Here is a 14439-nt window from a genome sequence, read left to right as displayed (position 1 = left end):
GATTTTTCAGCCTGGGGACAACTGCAATCAGGAAATAGTTTCAGCATTCATACAACATGAACAACGTAAGCATTTATCATTAATTTCAAGCATTAACTATTAAATAATGGAAAAAGAATTTGAACTGCCTGACATCGGAATTGAAGCGGATGTTGAAATCACTGTCTCTTTCTGGTATATAGAAGAAGATGAAGAGTTCGAAGAAGGGGATGACATTCTGGAAGTTTCTACGAATAAAGCAAATTTGAATGTTACCGCGCCATACACAGGAAAACTAATTGAGATCCTTGCCCAGGAAGGCGATGTTGTAACGATTGGTGATGTCATAGCCATGTTAGAGAAAATAAATACTTAATTATGCCATTTACCGATATTCTTGCACAAGACCATGTTATTGACCATTTCAAGAAAGCGATAGAAACTGATCATCTCTCTCATGCATATCTCTTTACCGGACAGCGTGGAGTTGGAAAGACTTTGTTCACGAAAGAATTTGCAAAAGTTCTTAATTGCATGAATGACAAAAGTGATCCCTGTAACTCTTGCCACAACTGCATTCGCATAAATGCAAACAGTCACCCTGATGTTTCCTGGATCGAAATAGAAGAGAAAGCAAAATTTATCAAAATTGAAAATATCAGAAATTTACAAAACTCTGCAAAACTGAGCCCTCTTGAATCTGACTACAAAATTTACATTATTGCAGACGCGGACATGATGAATGAAGAAGCCTCAAACTGCCTGTTGAAAACACTTGAAGAACCCTCGCCGAACACCATAATTGTCCTCATTGCCAACTCAATCAGCTCTGTTAAAGAAACTATCAGATCAAGATGCCAGATTATCAGGTTCCATCTATTACCAAGCCATATAATTGAAAACCAGTTAGCCGGTAAATCGGATGCAGATCCAGATAAAATTGCATGGACATCAACGTTTTGTAACGGAAGCCTTGGAGACGCGCTGAAGCTGCTGGACCAAAATTATTACGAAATCAACAATAACATTGTCTCCCGTTTGACAGAAACAGGTATAGACAACCTTGTTTTTGCGGAGGAAATCATCAATTCGTATTTAAGTACCGGAGAGTCTTTAGAAGAAAAAAGGCAGGTTTTTAAAGGAATCTTAAATTGCATCTTGCAATTCTATCGAGACCTGTTGATAGTAAAAATCAGGAGTAGGAATAATACCCGCCAGAAGAGAATAACACTTTTCAATGCTGACCATGAAGATGCAATGAGAAGATATATCAATTACTTGACCCAGGAACAGATAATAAACATAATTGATGAAATATTAGAGTCTATCAAATTTATTGGCTTCAACCTGAATATTAATTTATTAGTCGAAAACATAATAACCAGTATTACCTTTTCGAATTCTAAAGAAAATTAGATAAAGGTATGCACGCTGACTGCCAAATAGGGAGGAACAGATATTTATCATCCACTCCCCCCCCACAAAAAAACAGTAAAAAACTATCATTTCGTGCTAATCTTAAAACGTCTTGAATCCTTAATTGTTACTCAACATCTTTTCAGTCTTAGGTCTCACATCAAAGATTGTTAAGCCACCGTGAGGATATATTCCTCCACTAACCATTCCCCTCAAATTATGGTCATGAGCGATGGTTATACCGGGACCACGGTTACAAGAGAGGCATGTGGACTGAGATGAAAAATTCGGGATATTATACAAAATATCATATCTTTCACCTGAACCTATTAATATGGTATCTTTCTGATACGGAGCAGGGTGTCTTCTCCCATCTGTCCCAATGATAAGTCCGTGATAACCGTGTGGATGCCATGCAAATATGTGATCATATCCGATTGCCATTAATCTTACCAATACAGTCTCTCCATCGTATGCAACCAGTCTTGTTTTCGGGTCATTAATTGTAGACAAAGGGTTATCCAGCTTATCAGTAAAAATTCTGCCATTCAGGGTAAAGTAATTAGATTTCCAACTCAAACAATCATTTATAGTTCCTTTGTCTCTCAACATTTCCATATATTCACTATCTACCTCAGAAAAGAACAGGGTGTACTCCCTGTCATACTTATAACCATAAATTTCGTTTTTCTCCTTTTCGATGACAACAGGAAAAAAAAGACCTGCCATAATATGGTTGGTTGAATCGACGTGACAATGCCCCATATATGAACCTTCTATATCATCAGGAATTGACAAAAAATATCTGAATGTTTCATGAGGGAAAACAGATGGGTATGGAATATTAGGAATACCATCAACTGCCGGTATTAAATCAAGTCCGTGCCAGTGAATGGTATGTGCTACGTGTGAAATACCTGAGTGCTCTTCTGCTTCATACCAACCTGCATTATGCAAGACCACAATATAGTTCCTACCGGAATGAAAACGCATTTCATCACCAGGGACCTTAATTGGAAGTAGTTTTGCGTCTCTCTCCTCAACTGTTTTAATCTCTCCAACATTCTCCCAGTTCGGTGCGTGAGTAAAACCCCATTGGTAGATATACTCTCCGTCAGCCATCTCTATGTATCCGTCAGTAACATAGATATGATATTCCCTCTCTATTTCGCCCTTCTCATGCAACTTATGGAAATCCGCAGCTACCTTCTCATCACCAACTATCAGCTTTTCAGCAGCACTTGCTACCATAGAAAAACAGATAATAGCAGCAAGCAAGAAAGGCAGTACCAGGCACATACCAGAGACACGTGAAACACCTTTGATAAAATTAGAAAATGAACAGAACATTATACTCCTCCTTATATAAATATACAAAAGTAAAACACAAATAAATACGTAGAGAGATAGCTCGCAATATTCATACCATTAGTTGACCCTGATCTTATCCAAGGAAAGGCAAAACGCTATAAGACTTTCACCAATAATGTATTACCACAACAAACTAAAAAAACTATTACCAAAGAACTGATATGATACAATTAAACTTTTAATAAAAAAAAGATTATACGAAATTATAGCGCAAAGCAATAAGGAAAAAGGACAATTATTGCGAATAATTTGCGCTAATCCAGAAAAGAGAATGTAAGGTTTTCAATACGACAATTTATTCTATTGACATAGAGTTGACTCGTTTTTACCATCAATAAATTGCATTCCCATTAATCAATTGTATCACTTAAAAGTTGGATCAATGTGATATGCTTCTGAATAAAACTCTTTTAACAACTGCTGCACCATATCGGTGAGAAGCTTTTTCGTTTGTACTGTTAATCGAGACGTATTTGTTTCACGTTTACCAGCCTGCCACAGGGCTTTAATCTCTTTTTGCCGCTCATGAACAATTTGCAGGACCGACGACTTCCAAAATTCTGGATATTCACTTTCAGTGTATTCACCTCTGCCTCTTCCAAAATGGGCGACAGCAAGATAGCGGAGTAGTGCTGAACTGAATAATTCCTGATATAACGGCAGTGACCATCGGATAAAAGAGTTGTTATCGCCACGGAAATAGTTGTAACCCCTGGTCAGACCAGCGGCCCCTACAGCACCTAGAATTCCTCCCACCACAGCCCCTCCTCCAAATGTTAAACCTCCAGCCAGAAAATCAGCACCCACACCACTTATCGCACCGGTAAAAAAACCACCTACAATAGCGGAGACTCCCTCATTAACAGGTTTATTTGATAAATAATCACTCGAGAGTCTTTTTAAAATCTCTGCAGCCGCATTACCTTTCAGTTGATGCAATTGAATAAGTTCATCCAGTGAACTTTTTACTTCTCCCTCTAACCTATCGGCCAGTTTTTTCATGGCATCTTCCTTCTCTTTTTTTATATCTGAAGACATTCCGGGTATGGGCACCTTATATTGAGCTAATTCCCATATTGATTTCTGGGTAATATGTTCCCGGTCACAGCATGCGGCTGTAATTTGTCCTGCAAGGGAATCCATTGATCTTTCAAAAACAGAGTTATTATTAATTGCCCAGGCTTTCCAGATTTCATCAAATGAGTTCCGTTTGGCAAAAGGAAGAACACCTTCAATCGTCTTCATGAGTATATTTTCCTGTATCCGGCAACGTGCAAAGGCATCCAGACTCATTACGTATTTCACGACTTCAAATCGTTGGAGGTGGTCTTCCCATAGCTTTTCTTCACCAGCCTCAACAACAGCTTCACGGGGAGGACCAGTCTGATTCAGGAGAACGATGACCGGTTTGCTAAGCCAATCCAATATCTGCATTTCACAATCTACATATCCCGCTTCTATAGGATTTTCAGCAGCGTTGACAAGATATAGAACAACATCCGCATCCTCTCGAACATTTCGTAAAGCTTGTTGATTACACCAGTTTGCACGATCGTCAATTCGGTCCCAAACTTCATTTACAAACCAACCTGTAGGCCTGGGAATATTCTGAAGACGTTTCAGTAATTTTGCAGAATTACCAAAGCCAGGTGTGTCCCACAATCGCAAAACAAATCCGTTGTTCGTCTCCAGCATGATATAAGCTTCACTAGTGTCTGTTACATGAGCATCATCACGGATAACTCCAATATCTTTTTTCAGTAGTGTTCGCGCCAAAGTGGTCTTACCCACATTAGTATGAGAAATCAGGCTTAGTGTGATTGTTTGTTTAGAATCATTTAAGCTCATCCATTAATTCCTTTAAAGTAATTATGTCAGGTTGATTGCGTTCTGCCATTCGTTAGTATCAGGGTTATGAAGATTGACAAAAACAGGTTTAACGTTTTTGCTGGTAATTGTTCGCCTCCACAATTCCCTACGTGATTCGAGCTTCTCTTCGGCGCCTTTCTGTCGAGAAAACCTGGTTTTGAAATCAGATTCATCCACTACAATCAAAATTTGTACAACCATATTGTTATCTGTCACCATTTTAAACAATGTACTGATAAATGCATTGTGAATTTCGGTTTCAGGAGTAGAGGATAAAGAGAACAATATAGCTAAGGACTCGACAGGATCTTTTGCTGAGAATGTAAATTCTCTGCAAAACTGGTCCTCTCTTCCATAGGATATAGTTCTATGAAATTCAACTTGTGCTTTCCAACCAAGCACTTGAGCAAACAAGGAACGCAAAACATCCTTTTGTTGATCTGTAAGTTCAATTGAATATGGAATAATATGCATAAGCTCCCTTTGACCCGGTTTACTAATAAACAGCTTTGTAAAATAAGAGTCTTTATCATATTGAATTGGAAAGTGAGTTCGCAAATGTCTTTCACGGATAAAAGCGATAACAGATAAAAAACATCGAGGAACAATAATAAAAAGAAAAATTGTCTTAGCAAAAAGATGAATCCAGTCAGTAGCGTTTTCTCCTAAGCCACCGTTTCCCCATCGAATGGACGCTACCCGCTCCAATGTTGGAAATTGCTGCTCTGTAATAATGGCAGCCGGCATGAGAGCTATACTCAAAAAATTGTGTACAGTTTCCGTCTCTAAGAATGTGCTCTCCCATCCAGCGTAATATTCTGTAGTCAATCCCCTTAAATACATACCACCAATAATACCTAAGGCAAAGAGTATCGCGCACAGATGAAATACTCTTGAAACATGGATTCGGTAAATTGATGATGAGAGTTTTAACCATTCAATATAATAGTTCCGGAAACATCTATTATATACTAAAGTTTTGTCAGAAGAGTGTGTACATTTTTTTTTTAGTAGTCGTATAGATATATTTGAAATCAAAATCAAAAAGAACCCTTGATTTGTGCCACTGTACCTCTTTCTAAAAATGAAAAAAACTTGTGTAAAAACCTTTAAACTATAAACAAACAAATTCCAACCAAGCATTCCAATAACCGGAAAAGCCAATAAATTCAACCTTTTTCCTGATTCAAATTCATTCGCTATAAATCCTGAAACAGATAACAGAATTAACAGCAACACGGTAAACCAGCCACTCCATTGTATTCTGTTAATGTCTGTTCTTGCTTTAGGGTAAACAACCCCCACTATTTGAAAAAGCAGTTCCGCTCGTTTTGTTAAAAAGGCTTCCTTGCTCTGTTTGGAGATTCTGTTGTTAAGCTGTTTATCAGATACCCTCTGTAATATAGATTGTGTCTTCTGTGTCGCGACTAAACGATCTGCCTTTGACAAAACTTCTCCTGCCGGATCGCCCTCCTCGATTGCCTTTATAAATAACACCTTTTTTGCCGCAGAGTCGTTCAAATATATGTACACTCAAAATTAAGTTAATACTGAATAAATTATAAGATGTAAATTCTAAAAGCAATCTAAAATGATGTCCAGAATAAAAACTTTATTTAGAGTTTTAGCAATAGAAGTATCTTGTATTATTTATAAAGTCTACACTACAAATTGCAATCTTAATACTTCACATTAGCCTTCAAGCGTGTAAGAGTCCTTCGTATTGCCAGGCATTACTTCATACGCCAGAGAAAACCCCTCTGGCGTCACAATAAGCGCTATTACAACCTGAACACAATCCGATCTCTTATCTCTGCTATGACCAAATTTCCGTATCCCTTCATCAGGTGGATCGCATTCACAGTAGGTACTGGTAAAATCATAAAGTAAAACAGCAAATTCAGCATTGAACAGGTTTTGCCATCTCTCTCGGAGAAATGAGAATAGCTCTTCTTTATGTTCAATAAGTTTATCAAGACAACGATATAGTTTGTCCTTTTGGGCCAAACCAAAGTCTTCTCCTAACAAATCTCCCATAGCGCTTTGTTCATACCATAATCTATGTAAACGCCACTCACTCCCAGGGTCTATTAACCGATAAGCGGTGAGTGTTTTAAAAACGTTCAGCCAACGAGCCCTTGTCGACTTGGCAGTAGCTTGTTGTTCCAGAGCAAGGCGTGATGTTTAATGATAAAATAGGGCCAATAGAGACAAATAGGTTTTTGTCGTTTCCATACCGGGTGAGTATAGAACCTGTGAAAAGGCACCAAAAGTGGCAATCTGAACTCAATAATAAAGAGCTTTTAAATTACTTATTTTGATATGAACAAGAACGTTATAAATGGAATTACAATGCTTTTCGATCAGGATCGTGAATTTTATCATGGCTTATCATTTTTATTTTTTGTATTATACCGTGATTGTTACCATCTGATAAGGGCGTTTATGTTGTACTTTCTTATATTAATACAGGTTTATTTGGATATCATTGCAATAATCGCGTTATCCAGAAACTGTTTATCTACTTGTTCGCCCCGCCTTCGGCAGAACGAATGCTGGAGTTGAAGCGCTGTGTTCTTGCCGCCTCAGACGGGGCGAACAAGTCGTTTGAACAGACAACATCTTAGAGATTACTCCTCAACTCCGGCATTATGTCCAATGAAACGTATCGATGCACAACGAATAAGGTTAGATTGTGTGAGGGACGAACCACAATCTGAACCGTTTGTTGGACAAGCCCGTTGTTTGGGTGCTAAACATTGTATAAGAAAATATCTTATGAAGATTGCTTCTCTTTTTTACCGCAGAAGCTATGAAGCCAAAGAAGTGGATTTTTCAATTGCTGTCGTCATGCTTTAGGAGCTACAGAACATGGTTTTTCGGCCATTTTACCTCAAATTTGGGCAAACGGGGGCCATCTCGACCCGATAATGCCGTTTTTGCAAATCTTAGATGCATAGCGGATTCGATTACATAACCAGAACAGCCTCCTCTTTTGTTAACTTGTAGGGGAAAGACCTGGATTTGTGTGATGGAGGTATCATCGTTTTTATGATCTTCATTATTCCTCCACAGCATTTGCACGTAAGCTTTGGACGCTCTCTGAACCAGGCTGACGACTTATTCGGGTTGATACCGGTAAGGTACTGAAGCAATGCAATCAAGCGTTTGCTATTAGGGTGGAGGAAACCAAAGTTCCGTGTTCGCCTGAAACCTTTGGGTAGAACATGCTGGAGAATCAACCTGAGAAACTGCGGGCCGGGAAGTGTTCTTGTGAGCATTTTTTTGCTCTTACTATCCTGGTAACGAAAGGTCACCTGACCATCTTTGCACGTAATAATATCTTTCTCTTGAATGACCCCTTTGTAGAGATAACGACCAAGATAGACCAGTGCCTTTTCACCGTTGCCGACAAATTTGCAATCGACGACCCATGTTTTGGGATAATTAACTGGAAGCGTAAGAGCCGCTTTGTTCACGGCATCGAGCATTTTTGCTCGAAACACTTTAGCCAGCGCTTTGTGATTGAAAAGGTACCGCGTCTTTCCTTCGCTTTTTTTGAAGCTCCAAAGCTTTTTCTTCTGATTGATGGCCCCGGCTGGCATTACCAGATGGATATGCGGGTGGTAATCGAGAGAGCGAGAGTGGGTGTGCAAAACAGTGATGGCTCCAGCGTTTCCTTGTAATACGCTGTCATTTTGGACAAAGGTTTTTACGGTTTCCCAACAACACTGTATCATTATCGAGTAAAGCAAGCGTTGATGCTGCCATGCTAATGATCGAAGCTCTTTGGGTATAGTAAAGGTGAGCATAAAATAGTCAGCAGGCACTTCTTTTTTCAGTTGACGCTCCAACCACTGCTGACACTCATGACTCTGACAATGAGGACAATTGCGGTTACCGCAGGAGTGCGGTACAAAAACCTGTTTTTCACAGTCATTACATTGGACCAGCATGACGCGGCTTTGCGTAGTGCGACAATCCTTCATGGCTGCCAGGGCTTTGAATTGACTTGGCAGGATCGAACCATGATAAAGAGTGATAAAGTCAGCAATGAAGGTCTCAATTATAGAGGAGAGAGATATCATATAACATTCCCCCATTCTATGGAAAAACCATTCATCAAATCATTAATTAATTGCAAGGCATTACGATTTGTATGAGAGGTCAGGTGGGTATATTTGGCAGTGGTTAAAATACTGTGGTGGCCGAGGATTTTTTGTACTTCAAGCAGATCAACACCCGCCTCAATCAGATGGGTTGCGTAGCTGTGTCGCAGACTGTGTGGTGTAATTTTTTTTTAATTCCACACTCCCGGGCTACCTTACGCAGAGTGGCCTGAACGCCATTTCTATTCAGAGGTGTTTTTGCCAGGTGGGCTGATTTCAAGCCACCATGACGGCCTGGAAATAGAAAGACAGGATTGCGATGAACAAGCCAAAAACGGCGTAAGAGATTCAGGGTTACCTTTGGCAGGGGTACGAAACGGTCTTTATTGCCTTTGCTATCGCGGATATGCACCCGCATTCGCTGAGAATCGACATCGCTAACCTCAAGACGTAGTCCTTCACCCAGGCGGAGACCAAGACTGTAAAGAACAAAGTAGAAGGCCCGGTAACTGAGTTTTCTCGTCACCTGGAAAAGTTGGTGGGCTTCATTAATGGTGACAATATCGGGCAAACGTTGCGTTTTGGGTGGTTTAATAAGATTTACTTGCTCCCAACGCTTATGAAGCACATGAGTGTAGAAAAACTTTAGTCCGTAGAGGTCTAATTTGACTGCGCTCCATGAATGGGTATTGAGGAGATTGGAAAAATAGTCAAGTAGTTGCTGTTCAGATAGATCGTGTATCTGATTGTCAAAATAATCACCGATCCGTCGGATGGCACGTGAATAAGCCTCGATTGTTTTTGGCCGGAGTCCTTTCAAGCGTAGGTGCTTTAGATGCGTTTGGTAATTTTTGTTGAAATCGGATTGAGATAATGTTTTCATAGACCTGTAACCTCCTATTTGTTAATAGATTCACCCTCCCGTTGAGGGTGTGAGGTTACATTATATAATAAATTTCCGATTTTGTTCTCCGCGATAGCGGCTTCGTCCAACTAATTTTATTGCAACGAATATGGTAAAAAAATGACTTCAATTAATATTGTTATCCATTATGCCAATGATCCTGCATTTAACAGTCGAGTTAGAGATTTGGTAGAACAGATTTTTGCTACTTGTTTTGAAACATTACAGAATGACCAAGTATTTTTTACATGGGTAGCAGGTACAGTACCAGACAAAGATACTGGAAGAAAACAGTCTCTAACGGAGTGGCATATTAATCTTAATAACAAACTAAAAGCAAATGGTGTGAACGGACAAAGTGCTGGTTATGAGAGCAACATTAATGTTAGTAGTGTCCAATCAGATGCTGCGAACGTAACAGGTGGCGATGCTGATGCTGCTATGGCCAATACCATTGCTCACGAAATAGGCGTTCATGTAATTGCAGATTATGACTGGACACACCCCACACCTGATAGTGTTCTGGATGTTGCAAACGAAAGTACCACGAGGGAACTAGCTCGTCATATAGGTTATTTCTCTTCTATTGTTTGTAGCAATATGCGGATAGAGTTAGCGCGTCTTACTTGGTTAAGTTAAAGATTAATGGAGTGTTTGGCATGAGTATGATTGAGTTATTTATTGGGTTTATTTTTCTGTATATTATCGTGTTTATAGCTTTGGTGCTACGCGGTTGGAATCGAGATTTTATTGTTCCAGTTGCATTTTCTTATGCAAGAAATATGTTGTTAAATCGAATTTTGGCATATATTTTTTCCCCATTATATATTGTTGGTCGATTTATGTTTGGGCTGCGTTTACTGAATCCAGTTTTACGTAGTTTGCGATAGAAGGTAAAATTGCTACTTCATTCAACCGTAGATGCGCCAAACGTGAGAATTGAAGCAGGTGAAACGGGCATCAATATAATAATCTGTAATCTTGAGTTGATGAAGAGATGTCTTGCTCTATTGGAGAGAATTGATCCAGTTCTAATAAATTCCAGAGTTCACAAAATAACCAACAAGCTCCCCATTGACGAGAGTTTCTTATTTGCAGATCATTGAGTCTTACGTTTCCATTACCGATGGCTCTTGCCATTTTTAAATCGTTTGTTACTTCTCAGGAACATGATATGAGTATTATTGCAGAAAAAAATCAAGAAAGATTCAAATTAGATCATAATAGTGAAGATAGATTTCTATCTGGCTGAAGTACATCTGCTTAGGTTTTTGCAGATACCGCTTTTGTCATACCCGAATTCCTTTATCGGGTATCCAGGTGGTTCGTTCAATCTGGATTTCCGCTTAAAGCATGCGGGAATGACAGCTCTATAGCATTAATTTGTAATATACAAAAACCTAACTGGTTACTACTGATCTGACTTGTAATCATATAATGACAACAATACTCTTCAGAGGAAAATCTGAGTTAACCAGATATGCGATTATCGAGGGCTTACGCTTAAACCTGAATCGGTTTATAAGTACATTTTAGCAATATGAAAAATGTAATACCACACGCAACTCTTCATACAGATTCACAAATTAGATGTGTGGGTCCAATCTGGCGTTGACAAACATTATTTTGATAAATAAACCACTACAGAGACTGTTAATTGATTATTTTTTAACCTCAACTTCTGCAATAACCTCTGCACATCGATTACACAGTGTCGGGTATTTTTCTATCTTGCCAACTTCTTTGCGGAAGTTCCAGCATCTGTCACATTTACCGCTATCTGAAACCCGTGTTTTAATAGAGAGTGTATCAAATATTTCTCCATTATTTCCAGAGTCAAGGGGTGAATTGCTTATATTTACTTCTGAAACGATAAAGATCATTGCAAAATCATGCTCGTATTCTTTTAACAAATTAAGTAATCCGGAATCTTCAGAATAAAGATCAACCGCAGCCTCAAGGGAACTGCCGATCTGCCTGGCCACTCTCATTTTTTCAAGTTCTCTTGCTACATCTGTTTTGATCTTGATAATCTTTTCCCATTTATCGTTAAGGGTTATATCTTTGTGTTGCTCAACAGCAACAGGCCATTCTGACAGGTGAACACTACTGCCACCCGGATTGATCTCCATCCACACCTCTTCGGAAGTATACACAAGAATTGGAGCAATAAGCCTAACTAACACTGAATTTATCTTATGAAGAACAGTCTGTGTTGCACGCCTTTCAACAGAACTCTTTGAAAAAGTATATAGCCGGTCCTTCATAATATCAAAATAGAATGAACTCATCTCTACCACACAAAAGTTGAGGATATTGTGATAGACGCGGTGGAACTGGAAAGACTCATACGCGGACGTCACAGAGGTAATGAGTTCATCAGTCTTGTGCAGCGCCCAACGGTCAATCTCCGGCATTTGCGCGTACTCTACCGAATCATTTTCAGGATCAAAATCGGATAAGTTGCCCAGAATATATCTGAAAGTATTTCTGATCCGCCTGTAGGGATCTGAAGTTTTTAAAATTATTTCAGGTGAAGCGTGCATTTCATTCCGGTACTCCATCGAAGCAGTCCACAGCCTTACAATATCGCCACCCAGTTGTTTCAAGGCATCTCCCACCGATACAAAGTTCCCCAGCGATTTAGACATCTTCTTACCGTGTTCGTCCACTACAAAACCGTGAGTCAGTACCGTTTTGAATGGAGCAGTCCCCCACGCGGCAACAGAAAGAAGTAGTGAGAGTTGAAACCATCCGCGATGCTGATCACTTCCCTCAAGATAGATGTCAGCCGGGAAGGATAATGCGTCACGTTTGTTCAACACAGAGTGATGACTGGAACCGGACTCGAACCAAACATCAAATATGTCGTTCTCTTTTTCAAAATTGGTAGAACCACATTTCTGACACTTTGTACCTTCCGGCAGAAACTCATTCGTCTCTTTGTAAAACCAGCTATCCGCGCCATGTTGAAGAAACATGTCACGAACATGATTAACAACATTCACGTCTAAAAGTGTCTCTTCACAATGAGTACAATAGAAAGCCGGTATCGGCACCCCCCAGGAACGTTGACGAGATATACACCAATCCGGGCGGTCTTTTATCATATTTGAGAGTCGAACCTCACCCCATGACGGAATCCAATTTGAATTCTTTATCTGATCCAAAGCGTTTGTTCTGAGGTCATGATGGTCAATACCCACAAACCACTGTTCTGTTGCCCTGAAAATTACCGGTTTCCTGCAACGCCAGCAGTGAGGATATGAGTGACCGATCTTATCCATATGGAACAGAAGACCCAATTCATCAAGTTTTTCAGTGATTGATTTGTTAGCGTCATATATATTCAGCCCTACAAAATCTCCGGCTTCTTGCGTAAAAACGCCAGTTGCGTCAACAGGACTTACTATCGGCAGGTTATATTTCAAACCCGTCTGGTAATCGTCCTGACCGTGTCCGGGAGCGGTATGCACACAACCGGTACCATCAGTAAGAGTTACGTAATTCGCGAGAACAACAGACCCTTCCCGCTTCATAATCTTATGTTGATATTTCAAGCCTTCCAGCGCGCTGCCTTTGACACAACCCAGTCTCTCATATCCCTCTATTTCTCTCAGTTTCATGACGGAGTTCACCAGGTCTTCTGCCAGTATTGAAACCTGTCTTTTTTGTGTTTTCGGATTTATGTATCGTATTGCTGTGTATTGACATTCCGGATGTACCGCGATAGCCAGGTTTGCCGGTAATGTCCATGGAGTAGTAGTCCATATCAACATATGAATATCTTCTCCCCCCATTCCCGGAAAAAGATTTTTGGGCACTTCTATTAATTTAAAGTTAACGTAGATTGAAGGACTGGTCTGGTCCTGATATTCCAACTCTGCCTCGGCAAGAGCAGTCTCACAGCGCATACACCAGTGAATGGGTTTCAGGCTCCTATAAACGTATCCTTTCTCCACCAGCCTGCCAAACACTTCAATGATTCCCGCTTCATATTGAGGAGTAAATGTCAGGTATGCGGAGTCCCAATCACCGGAAACTCCCAGTGCCTTAAACTGATTCATTTGTACTTTCACAAATTTTTCAGCATATTTCTTGCATTTTTTGCGAATCTCAAGTTTTTCCATACCTTTCGCTTTTGTTCCCAGTTCCTGTAACACTCTGTGTTCAATTGGTAAGCCATGACAGTCCCAGCCGGGTATATAGGGAGTGTCATAACCTTTCATTGTATAGAATCTGGTAATTATATCTTTTAATATCTTGTTTAATCCGGTCCCAATGTGAAGATCACCAGTAGGATACGGTGGTCCATCATGTAAAATAAATTTGTCCGCACCCTCTTTAGCTTTCCGAATTTGTGCGTAGAGGCCCTCTTTTTCCCATTTTTTCAGGAATTCAGGCTCTCTTTGAACAAGGTTCCCTTTCATGGAAAACTTTGTTTTTGGTAAATTTATCGTATCTTTATAACTCATATTTTAATCCTGCTAAAATCCTCTTCATTAATATTTCTTATAAATACTTTTTTATCTCTTGATGTTTCACCTGAAATTATCTGTATATCTGAGTTTTTTATACCAAGCCACTGTGAAAGTACTTTAACTACCGCTTTATTCGCCTTTCCCTTCTCTGGTGCAACAGTAACAGCAATTTTTATCTGATCAGCATACTCCCCTACAACTCTCTCCTTACTTGCGTTTGGCTGTACCTTTACTGATACAACGATTCCGTCTTTAACAGCATTTATGTTAATCATGAAGGTACACGAATTTCACTAATTACACGAAGTAT

10 protein-coding genes and 2 pseudogenes are annotated in these 14439 nt (G+C 39.6%); 4 read left to right on the top strand and 8 right to left on the bottom strand.

What is annotated here, in order from left to right:
• The first annotated feature begins 106 nt into the window (after positions 1 to 106).
• Both SCALIN_RS01930 and holB read left to right on the top strand, forming a co-directional pair.
• Positions 107 to 355, top strand: a complete 249-nt coding sequence (locus tag SCALIN_RS01930; RefSeq protein ID WP_096892576.1) for a biotin/lipoyl-containing protein — start codon at positions 107 to 109, stop codon at positions 353 to 355.
• A 2-nt stretch (positions 356 to 357) separates the two neighbouring features.
• Positions 358 to 1395, top strand: a complete 1038-nt coding sequence (holB, locus tag SCALIN_RS01925; RefSeq protein WP_096892575.1) for a DNA polymerase III subunit delta' — start codon at positions 358 to 360, stop codon at positions 1393 to 1395.
• A 120-nt stretch (positions 1396 to 1515) separates the two neighbouring features.
• Here holB and SCALIN_RS01920 read toward each other — a convergent pair whose 3' ends face one another.
• The 4 genes and pseudogenes from SCALIN_RS01920 to SCALIN_RS01905 form a co-directional block, all read right to left on the bottom strand.
• Positions 1516 to 2745 carry a multicopper oxidase domain-containing protein gene (locus SCALIN_RS01920; RefSeq protein WP_096892574.1) on the bottom strand — a complete coding sequence of 410 codons (1230 nt, stop codon included), beginning with the start codon at positions 2743 to 2745 and terminating at the stop codon, positions 1516 to 1518.
• 384 nt (positions 2746 to 3129) lie between these two features.
• On the bottom strand, positions 3130 to 4614 hold the full coding sequence (locus SCALIN_RS01915; RefSeq protein ID WP_096892573.1) for a DUF3482 domain-containing protein: 1485 nt from the start codon (positions 4612 to 4614) through the stop codon (positions 3130 to 3132).
• A gap of 21 nt (positions 4615 to 4635) precedes the next feature.
• Complete coding sequence (locus tag SCALIN_RS01910; protein ID WP_096892572.1) at positions 4636 to 6156, bottom strand: DUF2868 domain-containing protein; 1521 nt, start codon at positions 6154 to 6156, stop codon at positions 4636 to 4638.
• Positions 6157 to 6333: 177 nt separating this feature from the next.
• A pseudogene (locus SCALIN_RS01905) lies at positions 6334 to 6803 on the bottom strand (IS1634 family transposase); the annotation flags it as partial.
• A gap of 439 nt (positions 6804 to 7242) precedes the next feature.
• On the opposite strand from SCALIN_RS01905, the gene SCALIN_RS01900 reads away from it, so the two are divergent.
• Positions 7243 to 7494: a hypothetical protein gene (locus SCALIN_RS01900; RefSeq protein ID WP_133111605.1), complete on the top strand. Its 252-nt coding sequence runs from the start codon at positions 7243 to 7245 to the stop codon at positions 7492 to 7494.
• Between the two features lie 110 nt (positions 7495 to 7604).
• On the opposite strand, the gene SCALIN_RS01895 is transcribed toward SCALIN_RS01900, so the two are convergent.
• Complete coding sequence (locus SCALIN_RS01895; protein WP_096892569.1) at positions 7605 to 8723, bottom strand: IS91 family transposase; 1119 nt, start codon at positions 8721 to 8723, stop codon at positions 7605 to 7607.
• Positions 8720 to 9627: pseudogene (locus SCALIN_RS01885) on the bottom strand (tyrosine-type recombinase/integrase). The gene SCALIN_RS01895 and the pseudogene SCALIN_RS01885 overlap by 4 nt, the downstream one beginning before the upstream one ends.
• Positions 9628 to 9768: 141 nt before the next feature.
• Here SCALIN_RS01885 and SCALIN_RS01880 point away from each other — a divergent pair.
• On the top strand, positions 9769 to 10287 hold the full coding sequence (locus tag SCALIN_RS01880; protein ID WP_096892567.1) for a hypothetical protein: 519 nt from the start codon (positions 9769 to 9771) through the stop codon (positions 10285 to 10287).
• 1022 nt (positions 10288 to 11309) lie between these two features.
• Here SCALIN_RS01880 and ileS read toward each other — a convergent pair.
• Positions 11310 to 14123: an isoleucine--tRNA ligase gene (gene ileS / locus SCALIN_RS01875; protein ID WP_096892566.1), complete on the bottom strand. Its 2814-nt coding sequence runs from the start codon at positions 14121 to 14123 to the stop codon at positions 11310 to 11312.
• The gene (locus SCALIN_RS01870) at positions 14120 to 14404 is read right to left on the bottom strand and encodes a DUF167 domain-containing protein (RefSeq protein WP_096892565.1); all 285 of its coding nucleotides are present in this window, start codon (positions 14402 to 14404) and stop codon (positions 14120 to 14122) included. The genes ileS and SCALIN_RS01870 overlap by 4 nt, the downstream gene beginning before the upstream one ends.
• Positions 14405 to 14439: the final 35 nt, after the last annotated feature.

It is taken from the genome of Candidatus Scalindua japonica (genome assembly GCF_002443295.1).
Taxonomy (GTDB): Bacteria; Planctomycetota; Brocadiia; order Brocadiales; family Scalinduaceae; genus Scalindua; species Scalindua japonica.
The sequence above is the reverse complement of the archived record's forward strand: the minus strand, read 5'-3'. Positions and strand labels throughout refer to the sequence as shown.